Genomic DNA, 16,296 nt, shown 5'->3' with positions numbered 1-16,296 from the left:
ATCGGCGGCCTTGACCAGAAGACTACATGTCAGTAATACATATGCGCTCGCCCCGCGACGCCATAGCGGGGCAATTGGCTAACTGTACGTTGCTCAGAAGCACAATCCTTCGGCGCGTGGAAAGCGACACGAGAAAGCGGCTTCGCCACTGAAATCATAGGACGTCAACGGGGCGATAACATGTGTGGCCGCTAACTCAGTCTTCCGAACCAGGACCATCCGCGTTGCCGTAGATCACGACGTCTACACGTTGAAGAGTCGCAGCGCTCAAGATCTTCAACTCGCTCGCCCCTTGATCACTGGAGTGAAGAACAACACCGCACGCCGAAGCCAGCTTAGATTTCTTGAACGGAGTGCGGCTCCTTCTAGGCTCAAGGGCGTATTACGCGACATCGATAACGAGCTCGACGCGTTCCTGCGCGACGTGGTCGACGGTCGATGAAAAGCGAACGGCGCGATGCCTGCGGGGATCGCGCCGTTTTTTTTGCACCCGCACTTGTCCGACCAATACCGGGCAGCAATGTCCGTGCCCGCACACTACGCGTCGTCGACGCGATCGCAACGCATTGCGGCGGTATACTCGATGCCGTTCGGTCACGCGCGCCGCCGCATGCGCCGCAGCCCTCGACCTGCCCCGCTTGCTGACGATGCGCTTGCAGTCCGACGTCTTCCGCCCGCCCATCCACAGCCGATCCGAACCGTCATGTCGCACCGCCTTTCGCTCGCCATCGCCGCCCTCCTCGCCGTTTCCCCGATCGTTGCCCAGGCTCGCCCGCTCGCGCGGCCGCCGGTCGAGCGCAACTTCAAGAACTGGTCGGTCGTCTGCGACAACGGCAACCGCTGCATTGCCGAAAGCCACACGGACGATATCGACGACGCACGCACGCGCGTCATCCTGCGCGTGACGCGCGATGCCGGCCCGGACGCACAAGCATCGCTCGACCTCTACGCGACGGTGCCGCTGGACCTGCGCACCGCACGCGTCGACGGCCGGCCGTTCGATGCGGCTCCCGCACAATGGCAGGCGTCCGGCGACAAGAACGACGACGCGCCCTCGTTCTGGACGCGTGCCCGGATGCGGACCAGCGATCCGGCAACGGTTGCCGCCTGGCTCGCCGCATCGCGCAACGGGCAACTGCTGAGCTTCGGCGATCCGGCGTCGGCCCATACCGCCCGCACGCCGTTGTCGGGATTGAGCGCCGCGCTGCTGCTGATCGACGACACGCAGGGCCGCGTCGGCACGGTCACGGCGCTGCTGCGCCCCGGCACCCGGCCCGCGTCGTCGGTGCCGGCCGCACCGGCACTACCGCCCGCCGTCGTGCCGGCGCCGCTGCCGGCCGCCGGCGTGTCGGCCGCCGAACAGGGCCCGCTCGTCGACGCGGTGCTCGCGAAATTCGGCAGCGACGTGAAGCAATGTGCGGCCGACGTCGAAGACGAAATGTCCGCCAGCGATCGCAGGAAGGCGTCGTTCGCCTACGCGATCTCCGCCGACGAGGCGCTCGTCTCGATTCCGTGCCAGACCAGCAGCCTGTATAACCACACCGACCTGTGGTATCGCGTGCGACGGACGGCACCGTTCACGCCGACGGCGATGAATTTCGGCGAGAACGCGAATGCGGGACTCGATTCGGCGTCATTCGCGAACGAACTGACCGACGCCGGCTACGCCGTGATCGGCTCGATGCTGTCGAGCAAGGTCAGGCTGCGCAGTGCCGGCGATTGCGGCTCGACTGCAACGTGGGTCTTCGACGGCCGGCACTTCGTGCTCAGCGATATCGCCACGCACGGCACCTGCAACGGCCTGTTCGACAATCAGTGGCCACGCCTGTATCGACGGGCCGACGCGGCAGCCAGCCAGCACTGACGCACCACGTCACGCGCCGACGATCGAGATCGAGAACCCGTCCCAACCCTTCTGCCCGACCGTCTGCACGGCCGTGGTCGTGACGTTCGGGGCGGCCACGAGACGCGCGAACCCGTCGCGCACGCCGACCACGTCGGGCTCGCGATTGTCCGGATCGGCCACGCGCCCGCCGCGCACGACGTTGTCGACGACGATCACGGTGCCGGGCCGCGACAGCTTCAGCGCCGCGTCGAGATAGACCGGGTTGTTGTCCTTGTCGGCATCGATGAAGATGAAATCGAACGGCGCGCCACCCGCGTCGACGAGCCGCGCGAGGCTGTCCTTCGCGCTACCCACCACCACCGTCACGGCCTCCGCGAACCCGGCACGCGCGATGTTCTGCGTCGCGACCTTCGCGTGTTCGGGGTTCAGTTCGAGCGTCACGAGCGTGCCGCCCGGCGGCAACGCGCGCGCGAGCCAGATCGTGCTGTAGCCGCCGAGCGTGCCGACCTCGAGGATCCGGCGCGCGCCGCGGATCGTCGCGAGCAGTTGCAGCAGCTTGCCCTGGTTCGGCGCGACGTTGATCGCGGGCAGTCCGGCCGCGTCGCTCGCCGCCAGCGCGGCGTCGAGCACGTCGTCGGACGGCACGAGCGTCGCGGAGAAATACGCATCCACCTGGTTCCAATGATCCTGATTCATCGCGCACCCCTTGTTTGCGGAACAGGCATTTTATGCGGCGCCCGGCCATAAGCAACAAACCATTCGTTCTAAGAGGCGTCGCGCGCGTGCTCCTATAATCGCTCGACCACCACAACAACACACGGAGCACCCATGACCGATCAGGCCTCTTCGAACTGGCGTCTCGAAACCATCGCCGTGCACGGCGGTTATCGTCCCGACCCGACCACACGCGCGGTCGCCGTACCGATCTACCAGACCGTTGCGTACGCATTCGACGACACGCAGCACGGCGCCGACCTGTTCGATCTGAAGGTGCAGGGCAACATCTACACGCGGATCATGAATCCGACGACGGACGTGCTCGAGCAGCGGATCGCCGCGCTCGAGGGCGGCATCGGCGCGCTCGCGCTCGCCTCGGGTCAATCGGCCGTCACGTATGCGATCCAGACGATCGCGGAAGCCGGCGACAACATCGTGTCCGCGAGTTCGCTGTACGGCGGCACCTACAACCTGTTCGCGCATACGCTGCCGCAATACGGGATCACGACGCGCTTCGCCGATCCGCGCGACCCCGCGTCGTTCGAACCGCTGATCGACGCGCGCACGAAGGCGATCTTCGCGGAATCGGTCGGCAACCCGCTCGGCAACGTCACCGACATCGCCGCGCTCGCGGAAGTCGCGCATCGCCACGGGATCCCGCTGATCGTCGACAACACGGTGCCGTCGCCGTACCTGCTGCGTCCGTTCGAGCACGGCGCGGATATCGTCGTGCACTCGCTGACGAAGTATCTCGGCGGGCACGGCACGAGCCTCGGCGGCGCGATCGTCGATTCGGGCAAGTTTCCGTGGGCCGAGCATGCGGACCGCTTCAAGCGGCTGAACCAGCCCGACGTCAGCTATCACGGCGTCGTCTATACGGAAGCGTTCGGGCCGGCCGCCTATATCGGCCGCGCGCGCGTGGTGCCGCTGCGCAACATGGGCGCGGCGATCTCGCCGTTCAATGCGTTCCAGATCCTGCAGGGGATCGAAACACTGGCGCTGCGCGTCGAGCGGATCACCGACAACGCACTGAAGATCGCGCAGCATCTCGCACGCCACGAAAACGTCGAGTGGGTGAATTACGCGGGCCTGCCCGATCATCCCGACCATGCGCTCGTCGCGCGCTACCTGTCGGGCCGCGCGCCGGGCATCCTGACGTTCGGCGTGAAGGGCGGTCGCGACGGCGGGGCGAAGTTCCAGGACGCGCTGAAGCTGTTCACGCGGCTCGTCAACATCGGCGACACGAAATCGCTCGCGACGCACCCGGCATCGACGACGCACCGGCAACTGTCGCCGGCCGAACTCGCGAAGGCTGGCGTGAAGGAAGAAACGGTACGGCTGTCGATCGGCATCGAGCATATCGACGACCTGCTCGCCGATCTCGACCAGGCGCTCGTGCAGCTTTGACCGGCACGGGCGCGCCGGCTGGCCGGTGCGCCCGGCATCGAATGGGTTGACCTTGAAGCGGCTTCAAGGTGTTCAATCCCCGGTTGAAGCCGGGGCACCGCCCGGTGTGTACGAACCGTACCAGCCGGCCGGGCAGCCAGACGCCAGGCCCGCTGCGGTACGCCAACCGTTCGAGAGGCCTCATGACACCGACCGCGAAGCTCGCGCTGCTCACGTTACCGCCCGTGCTGGCGGCCTGTTTCGGGGCCCTCGCAGCGGCGTGGCGCGCCCCCGGCCCGAAAACGTCGAGCGTCATCCAGCATTTCACCGGCGGCATCGTGTTCTCGGCCGCGGCGCTCGAACTGTTGCCGCAGGACCGCGCGCATGCGCTGTTTCCGGTCGTCGTCGGCTTCGTGCTCGGCATCGCGCTGATGCTCGCGATCCGTGCGCTGTCGGGCGCGATCGAGACGCGTTTCGAGGCAGCGCAGCTGCCCGTGAGCCTGATCATCGTCACCGCGATCGATCTCGTCGTCGACGGCCTCGTGCTCGGCATCGCGTTCTCCGCGAGCGACGAAAGCGGCATCATCCTGACCGTCGCGCTGACGCTCGAGGTGCTGTTCCTCGCGCTGTCGGTCAGCGCGGCACTTGCGGCCGCCGGCATCGGCCGCATGCTGTCGATCGTCGTACCGGTCGGGCTCGCGGCGCTATTGAGCATCGCAGCCGTGGCCGGTAACGCGGCGTTCGCCGGGCTTCCGGCCAATCTCTACGCGGCGCTGCTCGGGCTGGGCACCGTCGCGCTGCTGTACCTCGTCACCGAAGAACTGCTGGTCGAAGCGCACGAGGTACCCGAAACGCCGTTCGCGACGGCTGCGTTCTTCATCGGCTTCATCGTGTTTTTCCTGATCGAAGGATCGGTGAAGGCCGGATAAGCCGGACGCCGGCTACCACGTCGTCGCGCCCGTCGGATACGGTTCGACGACGCGCGTGCCGTTGACGGGCGTCACGCCTTCGTTGCGCAATGTGGCCCACAGGTCGATCGCATGCTCGCGCGACTTGCGGCTGCCGTCGTCGGTCAGCACGTTCAGCGCGATCACTTCGTCGCGTGTCGTCAGTTGCAGCTGCTCCTTCAGCTTGCGCGACTGATGCGACGCGCTGCGGATTTCGCCGAGCAGGATCCGCCTCTCCGCGACGGCCGATCCGCCGCCGGCATCGGCCGGCGCGAACGTCAGCCGGCCGTTGTCGACCTCGCATTGACCGCGCGTGAACGTCGCGCTCCACTCGCCGGCCGGCACGGCCGCGAACTCGCAGCGCATCCGCTCGTTCGTGCGCCGGCCGACATCATGCGCCGACGCGTGCGACAGCGCACGTTCCGGCCAGCCGGCCGCCATTGCGGCCGTCGACATCAGACACGCCGCGAGCACGATTCCTTTTGCAACATTGCGCATGGCACGCTCCTCTTCGTGTGGGGTGCGGCCGGCGGGCACCTCGCCGGTCGGCCGCGAATGACGATCAACGCACCGCAAACCGGTTGTCGTGCGCATCGACCAGCGGCGCCGTCTCGCCGCGATGCACCGTCGCGCGATGGATTTCCTGGTTGCGCGCGACGGCGGCCGGGCTCGCCGGGTAGTCGTGATTCGGGCTCGGGATCACGCCGTCGTGGCGCGCCCGCACCAGTTCCTGAAGGACTTCCTGCCGGGTCTTCTGCGGTGCGGCCATCGCTTGCGAGAGAGCCGCGATCGACAGTGCGGCGGCGGCGGCGACGATCATCGGTCGCGGAATGTTCATGTTGTTTGCTCCTTGCTGAGAATCCGTGACAGGAGCCTTCACTTTGATCCAGCGGCGGTGCGGAATCGTGATTGCCGCATGACGGTTTCGTCACCACCGAGACATCTTCTGCATCGCACTGCCAATGAAAATTCGTCACGCGTTTCTGTGCTCATGACGCGGCGATGACATTTTTCTCATTTGTCCCTCACCTTCACGATTCAACCGCTTTCCAGAATCGGCAACGCGATCGCGATATTTCCCATCCGCCGGCCAAGCACGCGGCTCCGGAATTGAGCGATGCACAAAACGATCATCTTGAACGCCAGGGGCAAACCATGAAAACTCCAGTTCGGCTCGCCATGATGTCGGGGGCGCTGCTCGCGACCACTCACGCGGCACATGCGTCGGAAGTCACGCTATACGGCCTGTTCGATACGTCGCTGACTTATGTCTGGAACGCCAACGCGGAGGGCAAGAATCTCGTCGGCCTCGGCAACGGCAACCTGCTCGGCAACCGCTTCGGCGTGAAGGGCGCGGAAGATCTGGGCAGCGGGCTGAAGGCGATCTTCACGCTGGAAAACGGCTTCAATCCGAACACCGGCGCGCTCGGGCAAGGCAACCGGATGTTCGGCCGGCAGGCATTCGTCGGCCTGGAAAGCACGCGCTGGGGCACGCTGACGCTCGGCCGCCAGTACGACGCGCTCGCGGACGTCGCATGGCCCGTCACCGGCGACTTCTACTTCGGCAGCGTCTACGCGACACCCGGCGATGTCGACAACTACGACACATCGTCGCGCACCGACAACGCGGTGAAATACACGTCGCCCTTGATCAACGGACTCCAGTTCGTCGGCATGGTTGCGCTCGGCGGCGTGGCCGGCAAGAGCGGCGCCGGGCAAACCTGGTCGGCCGGCCTGTCGTACAGCAACGGCCCGGTCGACGTGGCGGGCGGCTACTACTACGCGACCAATCGTTCGTCGCTCGCCAACGGCATCCGCACCGGCTGGAATGGCACCTCCGACGGCACATTCGACGGGTCGCTGGTCAACGGCGGCTACATCTCGGCAAAATCGATCGGCATCGCGCGCGGCGCGTTGCGCTACAGCTTCGCGCCGTTCGCGGTCGGCATCGACTACAGCAATGCGCTGTACAAGGCCGATGCGACGTCCGCGTTTCGCAGCACGCAGAAGTACGACACCGCGCGCGGTTTCTTCAACTACCAGGCGACGCCCAGCCTGCTCGTCGGCGTCGGCTACAGCTACACGCGCGCCCGCGGCGATACGAGCGCGACCTACCATCAAGTGTCGGCCGGCGCCGATTACGTGCTGTCGAAGCGCACCGATCTCTACGCGGTCGGTGCATGGCAACGCGCGAACGGCGAGCAACGCACGCTCGACGGTGGCACGCAAACGGCGCAGGCGTCGATCGGTTCCTATGGCTATGGCGGCACGCGCACGCAGGGCATCGTCAATCTCGGGTTGCGCCACCGGTTCTGAGCGCGGCGGCGATACGCGCGCCACGTGACGAAAATTTCATGTTCCGATCAGGTTCGCGAAGCGTCGTATCGCTACGATCGAAGACGTGACGGGCAGCGCCCGTTCCAGACCACGCAAGCGGGTCGCTGCCGCACGGCACGTCACGCGTTAGGCCCGGACACGTCGAGTGCCGGGCTTCTTTTTTGCTCATCGCGCATCGACACCGCGCGCGTTCGGCGATGAACCCGCCATCGCCCGTGAGCTATTCTGTGACATTGCCGCTGTCCGCACCCTGTCATGCCAGACGACCCGCAAGCCCTGACACTTCCCATCGACGCCGATCTCGTTCGGCGGCTCATCGCGCAGCAATTCCCGCAGTGGCGCGACCTCGACGTCGTCCCCGTGCTGCCGGGCGGCTGGGACAACCGGACCTTCCGGCTCGGCGACGACAAGCTGGCGAGACTCCCCAGCGACCGCGATTATGTCGCCCAGGTCGAGAAGGAGCAGCACTGGCTGCCGCAACTGGCCGCGCATCTGTCGTTGCCCATTCCCGCACCGATTGCCAAGGGCGCGCCTACCGAGTTCTACCCGTGGCCGTGGTCGGTCTATGGCTGGCTGGACGGCGAACCCGCGCGCGATGAATTGATCGACGACAAGCCGGCGTTCGCGCGCGCAGTGGCCGGCTTTCTGACCGAACTGCATCGGATCGACGCGTCGGACGGCCCGCCGCCGGGCCCGCACAATTTCTTCCGTGGCGGGCCGTTGTCGCTCTACGACGGCGAAACACGCGCCGCACTTGAAACCCTGTCGGGTTTCGTCGATACCGGCCGTGCGCTTGCCGTGTGGGAAACCGCAGTGCATTCCAGCTGGAACGCCGCTCCCGTCTGGGTGCATGGCGACATCTCGGCCGGCAACCTGCTGATGAAGGACGGGGCACTGCACGCCGTCATCGATTTCGGCTGCGCTGCGGTGGGCGACCCGGCCTGCGATCTCGCGATCAACTGGACGCTGTTCGACGACGCAGCGCGCCGCGCTTTTCGATCGACGCTTGCCGTCGATGCCGGTACCTGGGCGCGCGGGCAAGGCTGGGCGCTGTGGAAGGCGCTCATTACGATCGCGAAACTGGATGACGACCTGCGCGAGAACGATCCGTCGAACCGCACGCTCCGGTGCATACTGGACGACTACCGCTGCGAGCACGGCGGCTGAGGGCCGAGTCATCCCGAGCGGCACGATCGCGATCAACGCGTGCCGCTGCGCTGCGGGAACAGGCACGTATGCGTTTTCACATACAGGTTCGGATTGCCACAGCGATGCCCGGCATAGTCGATCTGCTCGCCAGGCATGAGGTCGGTCGGCACCGGCTTCTTTGCGGCGGCCGGTGCGGTCTGCGCGGTCAGCGTGGTGCCGGAACGTGTCGATGCGCAGCCGGCGAACAACGGGACGATCAGGACTGCGATCAAGGCTAGGCGGATGGCGGGACGATGCACTTTTCGGTCCGGAAGGAAAGTCTGAACAAGGCCGCCCGCTTTCGATACCGATGTCGCGAACGGCGTGAATGCCGTCGGCCAAGTCGACCATCGGCAGACTTCATGTTCCGCTTCCCGCTCATCGCACCCATGACGCGAACATGACGCTTGCGTCATGTCGGTCGCATCCTGTCGACGCATCTCCGCAACACGCAATCTGACGCATTTTTCATCTCGCGATCACGATCACGCACGGCTGCTTTCGCATACTGGGTCCACGGTTCGCCACCCGGCGGCCCCGATCAAGGAGAGCACTCGATGAAAACCGCAAAACTCGCAGCACTGTTCGTCACCGCCACGCTGTCGCTCGGCATCACCACGCAGGCCGCATTCGCGCAAACGCAAACGCAGGGCAAGACCCGCACGCAAGTTGTCAACGAACTGAAGCAGGCGCAGCACGACGGCGTCGTGCCGGTGAGCAAGACGCAGTACCCGCCGACCGGCGAACTCGTCGCGCGCAACAAGGAGCTTCACGGGATTTCGGTGCATGGCGGCGAGAAGAAGCCGCAGACCGACAACCACGACAACCTGACTGCGCAGCAATGACGCTCGGGTACACGACCGCGGGCAGCGCGCCGCGCGCGGCCGCCTCATGGCGAACGCGCGGGCGTGCCCGTCGGCGGTGTCAGGTACTGATGGCCGCCGGCCGTTTCAGCTCGGCCGGCCGTCGCGGAAAGCGCAGCCAGAACGTCGTGCGCCGGCCGGGGTCGCTGTCGACGCCGCATTCGCCGCCGTGGTTGTCCATGATCGACCGGACGATCGCAAGGCCGAGCCCCGTCCCCGACGCCGAATTGTGCCGCGACGGATCGACGCGATAGAAGCGCTCGAAGATCCGCCCGACATGCTCCGCGGCGATGCCGGGCCCCGTATCCGACACGGCGATCGTCGTCGCACCGCCCTGCTCCACACAGTCGATCGTCACGACGCTGCCGCGCGGCGCGTACCTCAGCGCGTTGGACAGCAGGTTGCTCAGCGCGCGCTGGTACAGCGTCAGATCGGCATCGACCCACGCATGGCCGTCGACCTTCACCTGCACGCCCGCATCCTCCGCCAGCGGCTCGTAGTAGCCGGCGACACGGCCGGCCTCCTCCGCCGCATCCAGCCGCCGCACGTCGATCGACGTGCCGGCCTGTTCCGAGCGTGCCAGAAACAGCATGTCCTCGATCATCCGCGACAGCCGCTGGTATTCGTCGATGCTCGACTCGATCACGTTCCGGTATTCGTCCGCACTGCGCGGCTGCGACAGCACGACCTGCGCGGCCGCCTGCAGGTTCGTGAGCGGCGTGCGCATGTCGTGCGCGAGATTCGACGAGAACTGGCTCAGCCGCGTGAACGACTCGTTCAGCCGCTCGAGCATGCCGTTGAACGCATGCTCGAGCTCCTTCAGCTCGCCGGCCGTGTCGAGCGCCGGCAGCGGATGGGCGAGCCGGCTCGTCGACATCTGCTCGGCACGCGCCGCGAACCGCCGCAGCGGGCTCAGCCCGAGCGCCGCGATGCCGTACGCGATCGCCGCCGCGAGCACCACGCCGAACACTTCGATCACGACGATCGTATACGCGTGCGTGCGCAGCAACAGCACGTCGGCGCTGCGGTCATACTGCACCACGACGCGCACCACGGGCGCACCTGCACCCGCGCCGGCCAGCGGCACACTCGTCACCAGATACTGGTGCCGCGCGCCGGGTGGCGCGACGCCGACCGGCACGCGCCCCGCATCCAGCGACATCAGCGGCCCATACGGGCGGAAACCGGGCGTGCCGACCAGGCGCGTACCCGTGGCATCGTAGATCGACAGATCCATGTTCGGATGGCCATGCAACTGGTCGATCCAGATATCGGTGTTGCGCGCGACGTCGGCCGTCGAGCGCGCTTCGGCCAGGTGCGCGCCCAGCGCGGCGGAAATCCCGGCCATCTGCTCGGCCGCCGTCGTTTCGACGCGATTACTCAACGCTTCATAGAGCGCGACGCCGCTCGACGCGAGGATCACCGACGTCGACAGGATGATCAGCGCGGTCAGGCGTCCGCGCAGCGTGCGCGGCAGCAGGCGCGCGATCATGCCGCCGCGCCGCCGCGTGCCTCGAGCACGTAGCCCATCCCGCGCACGGTGTGGATCAGCTTCGGGTCGTACGCGTCGTCGATCTTCGAGCGCAGCCGCCGGATCGCCGAATCGACGACGTTCGTGTCGCTGTTGAAGTTCATGTCCCACACCTGCGACGCGATCGTCGCGCGCGGCAGGATCTCGCCCTCGCGGCGCATCAGCAGCCACAGCAGCGCGAATTCCTTCGCGGTCAGCAAGATCGTGTCGCCCTGCCGCGTGGCCTTGCGGCGCGTCAGGTCGAGTTCGAGGTCGGCCACGCGCAGCGTGTTCGAATCGCGCGGCTGGCCGCGTCGCAGGATCGACTTGATGCGCGCGGTCAGCTCGACGAAGTCGAACGGCTTCGCGAGGTAGTCGTCGGCGCCGAGCTCGAGCCCCTTCACGCGATCGCCGACGTCGTCGCGCGCGGTCAGGAACAGCACGGGCGTCGACTTGCTGCGCCGCAGGTTCTGCAGCAGCGTCCAGCCGTCCTGCCCGGGCAGCATCACGTCGAGCACGAGCAGGTCGTATTCCTCGGTCTCGGCCTGGTGCTGGCCCGTGATGCCGTCCTCGACCCAGTCGACGACATAGCCGGCCTCGGTCAGCCCCTTGCGCAGGTACGCGCCCGTCTTCGGTTCATCTTCGACAATCAGAATTCGCATCACGCATTACCCTTGAAGAAACCCAGGCGACGCAGCACGCCCGAGCCGAAGCCGCCGCGCAACGCCGCGCGCCACGACACCGCATGGCTCACGCGGTACAGCACGGGCAGCACCAGCAGCGTCAGCGCCGTGGACGACAGGATACCGCCGATCACGACCGTCGCGAGCGGGCGCTGCACCTCGGCGCCGGTGCCGGTCGCGAACGCCATCGGCAGGAAGCCGAGCGACGCGACGAGCGCGGTCATCAGCACCGGCCGCAGCCGCGTGAGCGCGCCTTCGCGCACGGCGGCCTCGAGCGGCATCCCTTCGTCGCGCAGGTTGCGGATGAACGAGATCATCACGAGCCCGTTGAGCACGGCCACGCCCGACAGCGCGATGAAGCCGACCGCCGCCGTGATCGACAGCGGAATCCCGCGCAGCCACAGCGACACCACGCCGCCGCTCAGCGCGAACGGAATGCCGGTGAACACGAGCAGCCCGTCCTTCACGTTGTTGAACATCACGAACAGCAGCACGAACACCATGAACAGCGCGAGCGGCACGACCAGCTTGAGGCGCTCGCTCGCGCTTTGCAGCTGTTCGAACTGCCCGCCCCACGACACCCAGTAGCCGGCCGGTACGCGCACGTCCTGCTGCAATTGCTCGCGCGCATCGGCGACGAACGAGCCGACGTCGCGGCCGCGCACGTTCGCGCTGACGACCACCCGCCGCTTGCCGTCCTCGCGGCTGATCTGGTTCGGGCCCGGCGCGACGTCGATCGTCGCGAGCTCCGCGAGCGGCACGTACGGCGCCGCCGCGAGCGGTGCGCTGGCGCCGGCCGCCGGCGCGGGCAGCGCGATCGGCAGCCGCTTGATCGCCTCGATGTCCGAGCGCAGCTCGTCGGGCAGCCGCACGACGATGTCGAAGCGGCGATCGCCCTGGAACAGCGTGCCGGCCTTCTGCCCACCGACCGCCGCGGCCACCGAGTCCTGCAGGTCGGCGACGCTCACGCCGTAGCGCGCGAGCTTGTCGCGGTCGAGGTTGACGGTCAGCACGGGCAGGCCGGTGGTCTGCTCGACCTTCACTTCGGACGCGCCCGGTACCTTCTGCAGCGCGGCCGCGATCTGCTCGCCGGTCTGGTTCAACACGGCCATGTCGTCACCGAAGATCTTCACGGCGACGTCGCTGCGCACGCCCGAGATCAGTTCGTTGAAGCGCAGCTGGATCGGCTGCGAGAACTCGTAGGCGTTGCCCGGCAGCTCGGCGAGCGCTTCCTCGATCTCGCGCACGAGCTGGTCGCGCGGCTTCTTCGGGTCGGGCCACTGATCGGCGGGCTTCAGCATGATGTAGCCGTCCGACAGGTTTGGCGGCATCGGGTCGGCCGCGATCTCGGCCGTGCCGGTGCGCGCGAACACGCGCTCGATCTCGGGGAAGCGCGCCTTCAGTGTCTTCTCGATCGACTTCTGCATCTCGACCGACTGCGACAGGCTCGTGCCGGGAATCCGCAGCGCGGACACGGCCAGGTCGCCTTCGTTGAGGCTCGGGATGAACTCGCTGCCAAGCCGCGTGGCAAGCCCGAGCGTGACCAGCACGATCGCGCCCGCGCCGATCATCACGCGCGCCGGGCGCGTCATGAACGCGGCGAGCACCGGCTCGTACGCACGCCGCGCCCAGCCCATCAGCCGGTTCTCCTTCTCCTCGACGCGCTCGCCGATGAACAGCGCGACAGCCGCCGGAATGAACGTGACGGTCAGCACCATCGCGGCCGCGAGCGCCATCACGACGGTAATCGCCATCGGGTGGAACATCTTGCCTTCGACGCCCGTCAGCGCAAAGATCGGCAGGTACACGACCATGATGATCAGTTGCCCGAAGATCAGCGCGCGGCGCGCTTCCTGCGACGCGCCGAACACCTCGGCGAAACGCTCGTCGCGCGTCAGCGGCCGGCCGGCGGCCGCCTGCGCATGCGCGAGCCGCCTCACGCAGTTCTCGACGATCACCACTGCACCATCGACGATGATCCCGAAGTCGAGCGCGCCGAGGCTCATCAAGTTCGCGCTCACTTTCGCGTTGACCATCCCGGTGAAGGTCATCAGCATCGACAGCGGGATCACGAGCGCGGTGATCAACGCCGCGCGCATGTTGCCGAGGAACAGGAACAGCACGGCGATCACGAGGATCGCGCCTTCGAGCAGGTTCTTCTTCACCGTCGCGACGGCCTTCTCGACGAGCACGGTGCGGTCATACACGGGAATCGCCTTCACGCCCGACGGCAGCGTGCGGTTCACGTCGTCCATCTTCGCTGCAACGGCCTTCGCGACCGTGCGGCTGTTCTCGCCCATCAGCATGAAGACCGTGCCGAGCACGACCTCCTCGCCGTCCGACGTCGCCGCGCCGGTGCGCAGCTCGCGGCCGATGTCGACCAGCCCGACGTCCTTCATCCGCACCGGCACGCCGCCAACGTTGGTCAGCACGATGTTGGCGATGTCGTCGACGGTGCGCGCCTGGCCGGGCACGCGCACGAGATACTGTTCGCCGCGCTTCTCGATGTAGCCGGCGCCGACGTTGTCGTTGTTGCGCTCCAGCGCGCGCACGACGTCGGCGAGCGTCAGCCCGTACGACATCAGCTTCGCCGGGTTCGGCGCGACGCGGTATTCCTTCACGTAGCCGCCGATCGAGTTCACCTCGGTCACGCCGCGCACGTTGCGGAGCTGCGGCCTGACGACCCAGTCCTGCAGCTCGCGCAGGTCGGCCGCGGTATAGCGCGTGCCGTCGGGCTTGCGCGCGGCTGCGTCGGCCTCGACGGTCCACAGGTAGATCTCGCCGAGGCCCGTCGACGTCGGCCCCATCGCGGGCGCGATGCCGGCCGGCAGCTTGTCCTTCGCTTCCTGGATGCGCTCGTTGACGAGCTGCCGCGCGAAATAGATGTCGGTGCCGTCCTTGAAGATCACGGTGACCTGCGACAGCCCGTAGCGCGAGATCGAACGCGTCTGCTCGAGGCCCGGCAGGCCGGCCATCACGGTTTCGACCGGATAGGTGATGCGCTGCTCGGCTTCGAGCGGCGAATAACCGGGCGCGGACGTGTTGATCTGGACCTGCACGTTGGTGATGTCGGGCACCGCGTCGATCGGCAGCTTCTGGTAGCTGAACACGCCCAGCGCGGCCACGGCCGCGATCGCCAGCATCACGAGCCAGCGGTGCGCAATCGCAAAGCGGATCAGGCGTTCAAACATGACGGGATTCCTTGAAACGGGGCACGGTCACCGTCGACGGACGGGCCGCCCGGCCAGTCACGCGGCGGGCCGGAAAGCGGGCCGCATAGCGGGCCGCGAGTCGTGCAACGGCACACACGTAGCGCTCATTCATGTTCCGCGCTCCCCTTGCCGAGCTCGGCCTTCAGCACGAAGCTGTTCGACGCCGCGTATTCCTGGCCCGGCTTGAGCCCCTTCAGCACTTCGGTCGCCCGTTCGTCGCGCCGCCCGGTTTCGACAGCCTGGGCGACGAAGCCCTTCGACGAGCGCACGAAGACGGACGGTGCGCCGTCGACGTCCTGCAGCGCGTCGCTTGCGACCGCGAGCGGCACGCCCTGCTTGCCCGCGTCGACCGACACGTTCACGAACATCCCGGGCCGCCACACGCCGTCCGGGTTCGGCAGCACGACGCGCGCCGGCGCGGTGCGCGTCTGTTCGCCGAGCAACGAACCCACGTACGCGATCGGGCCGCTCGAACGCGATTCGAACGCGGTCGCGACGACCGTCGCGTCGCGGCCGACCCGCACATCGTTCAACCGCTGCGCCGGCACGGCCATCTCGGCCCATACCGTCGACAGATCGGAGATCACGAACATGCTGGCATCGGCGGCGATCGCTTCGCCCGGCGTCGCATGCTTCTCGACGATCGTGCCGGCGAACGGCGCGCGCAGTTCGTAGCGGTTCAGCGCACCCGCGCCGACCGGCGCGTTCAGCGCGGCGAGCTTCTGCCGCGCGTTCTGCACGGCGATCTCGGCTTCACGCAATTGCACCTGCGCCTGCTGGTAGTCCTGCTCGGCCGAGATGCGCTCCTGCCACAGCGTGCGTTCGCGCTCGTAGGTCGCGCGTGCGCCCGACAGCCGGCGCTCGGCCGTCAGCAGCTCGCTGCGCCGGTCGGCAAGATCGGTGCTCGCGATCACGGCCAGCACCTGCCCCTTCGCGACGTTCTGTCCGAGCGACACCGACACCTGCTCGACGATGCCGGCCACGCGCGGCACCACGTGCGCGGTGCGATCCTCGTTGAACTTGATCTCGCCAGGGAGCTGGAACGGCGTCGCGATCTGCGCGGGGCCGGCCTTCGCCAGCGCAATCTTCGAGGTCGCCAACTGCGCATCGGTCAGCGCGATCGCGCCGTCGGCGCGGGCGAACGGGAACGATGCGGAGTCGTTGCCCGCCTTCACGTCGATCGTCGCATCGAACACGTGCGGCTTGCCGATCGACTGCGCGGACACGAACTTCTGGCCGGCCGCGTCGAAACGCAAGGGTTCGTGCGTGCGGTCGTAGCGGACCAGCGTACCGGACACGGTCACGCCCTTGTCGGCCCGCTTGCCATCGACGAACGGATAGACGATGAGGCGCGCATCGCCGGGTTTCTCCGTCATCACGATTTCGACGGACAGCTTACCGCGCTTGAGCACGACACCACCGCGCTCGCCGGCGGCTTCGACGGACGAAGCGGCTTCGGCAACCGCCGACGCGGACGCGCCGTTGCCGCCGTTGCGCGTGACGCCGAGTGCGCCGATGACGATTCCGGCACTGCCGAGCACGACCGCCGCGATGATCAGGATTCTGCTGCGTGACATGGTGATCCTTCAGGTAAAAGAGGCGCCCGT

The 16,296-nt window shown here is 67.2% G+C and carries 14 protein-coding genes; 6 read left to right on the top strand and 8 right to left on the bottom strand.

What is annotated here, in order from left to right; translation table 11 throughout:
* Positions 1–703: 703 nt before the first annotated feature.
* Positions 704–1,864 carry a DUF1176 domain-containing protein gene (locus tag QZM67_RS31300; protein ID WP_235996201.1) on the top strand — a complete coding sequence of 387 codons (1,161 nt, stop codon included), beginning with the start codon at positions 704–706 and terminating at the stop codon, positions 1,862–1,864.
* 9 nt (positions 1,865–1,873) lie between these two features.
* Here the strand turns inward: QZM67_RS31300 and QZM67_RS31295 are convergent, their stop codons facing one another.
* Positions 1,874–2,542, bottom strand: a complete 669-nt coding sequence (locus QZM67_RS31295; RefSeq protein ID WP_175024778.1) for an O-methyltransferase — start codon at positions 2,540–2,542, stop codon at positions 1,874–1,876.
* Positions 2,543–2,674: 132 nt separating this feature from the next.
* Here QZM67_RS31295 and QZM67_RS31290 point away from each other — a divergent pair, with 132 nt between their 5' ends.
* On the top strand, positions 2,675–3,970 hold the full coding sequence (locus QZM67_RS31290; RefSeq protein WP_301809223.1) for an O-acetylhomoserine aminocarboxypropyltransferase/cysteine synthase family protein: 1,296 nt from the start codon (positions 2,675–2,677) through the stop codon (positions 3,968–3,970).
* Positions 3,971–4,152: 182 nt separating this feature from the next.
* The gene (locus QZM67_RS31285) at positions 4,153–4,878 is read left to right on the top strand and encodes a ZIP family metal transporter (RefSeq protein ID WP_301809219.1); all 726 of its coding nucleotides are present in this window, start codon (positions 4,153–4,155) and stop codon (positions 4,876–4,878) included.
* Positions 4,879–4,890: 12 nt separating this feature from the next.
* Here QZM67_RS31285 and QZM67_RS31280 read toward each other — a convergent pair whose 3' ends face one another.
* On the bottom strand, positions 4,891–5,394 hold the full coding sequence (locus QZM67_RS31280) for a hypothetical protein (RefSeq protein ID WP_301809217.1): 504 nt from the start codon (positions 5,392–5,394) through the stop codon (positions 4,891–4,893).
* Between the two features lie 64 nt (positions 5,395–5,458).
* The gene (locus QZM67_RS31275) at positions 5,459–5,734 is read right to left on the bottom strand and encodes a DUF4148 domain-containing protein (protein ID WP_301809214.1); all 276 of its coding nucleotides are present in this window, start codon (positions 5,732–5,734) and stop codon (positions 5,459–5,461) included.
* Between the two features lie 317 nt (positions 5,735–6,051).
* Between QZM67_RS31275 and QZM67_RS31270 the strand changes: the two genes are divergently transcribed.
* Both QZM67_RS31270 and QZM67_RS31265 read left to right on the top strand, forming a co-directional pair.
* Entirely contained in the window at positions 6,052–7,212 is a 1,161-nt protein-coding gene (locus tag QZM67_RS31270) for a porin (protein WP_301809211.1), read from the top strand.
* Between the two features lie 276 nt (positions 7,213–7,488).
* The gene (locus tag QZM67_RS31265) at positions 7,489–8,400 is read left to right on the top strand and encodes an aminoglycoside phosphotransferase family protein (protein ID WP_301809208.1); all 912 of its coding nucleotides are present in this window, start codon (positions 7,489–7,491) and stop codon (positions 8,398–8,400) included.
* A 32-nt stretch (positions 8,401–8,432) separates the two neighbouring features.
* Here QZM67_RS31265 and QZM67_RS31260 read toward each other — a convergent pair whose 3' ends face one another.
* Complete coding sequence (locus QZM67_RS31260; protein WP_301809206.1) at positions 8,433–8,837, bottom strand: hypothetical protein; 405 nt, start codon at positions 8,835–8,837, stop codon at positions 8,433–8,435.
* Positions 8,838–8,978: 141 nt separating this feature from the next.
* On the opposite strand from QZM67_RS31260, the gene QZM67_RS31255 reads away from it, so the two are divergent.
* Positions 8,979–9,266, top strand: a complete 288-nt coding sequence (locus QZM67_RS31255) for a DUF4148 domain-containing protein (protein WP_301809201.1) — start codon at positions 8,979–8,981, stop codon at positions 9,264–9,266.
* 79 nt (positions 9,267–9,345) lie between these two features.
* Here the strand turns inward: QZM67_RS31255 and QZM67_RS31250 are convergent, their stop codons facing one another.
* The 4 genes from QZM67_RS31250 to QZM67_RS31235 all read right to left on the bottom strand — a co-directional run bounded on the left by QZM67_RS31250 (position 9,346) and on the right by QZM67_RS31235 (position 16,266).
* On the bottom strand, positions 9,346–10,776 hold the full coding sequence (locus QZM67_RS31250) for a heavy metal sensor histidine kinase (RefSeq protein ID WP_301809196.1): 1,431 nt from the start codon (positions 10,774–10,776) through the stop codon (positions 9,346–9,348).
* Entirely contained in the window at positions 10,773–11,456 is a 684-nt protein-coding gene (irlR, locus tag QZM67_RS31245; protein ID WP_021157388.1) for a heavy metal response regulator transcription factor IrlR, read from the bottom strand. Before irlR ends, QZM67_RS31250 begins: the two co-directional genes overlap by 4 nt.
* Positions 11,456–14,668 (bottom strand): efflux RND transporter permease subunit, encoded by a 3,213-nt coding sequence (locus QZM67_RS31240; RefSeq protein WP_175024770.1) that lies wholly within the window; start codon positions 14,666–14,668, stop codon positions 11,456–11,458. Before QZM67_RS31240 ends, irlR begins: the two co-directional genes overlap by 1 nt.
* A gap of 125 nt (positions 14,669–14,793) precedes the next feature.
* Positions 14,794–16,266: an efflux RND transporter periplasmic adaptor subunit gene (locus QZM67_RS31235; protein ID WP_301809189.1), complete on the bottom strand. Its 1,473-nt coding sequence runs from the start codon at positions 16,264–16,266 to the stop codon at positions 14,794–14,796.
* Between the last annotated feature and the right edge of the window lie 30 nt (positions 16,267–16,296).

The organism is Burkholderia sp. AU45251 (genome assembly GCF_030482905.1).
GTDB classification, from domain to species: Bacteria; Pseudomonadota; Gammaproteobacteria; order Burkholderiales; family Burkholderiaceae; genus Burkholderia; species Burkholderia aenigmatica.
Note: the sequence above shows the minus strand (reverse complement) of the source record. Positions and strands in the feature narration are given on the sequence as shown.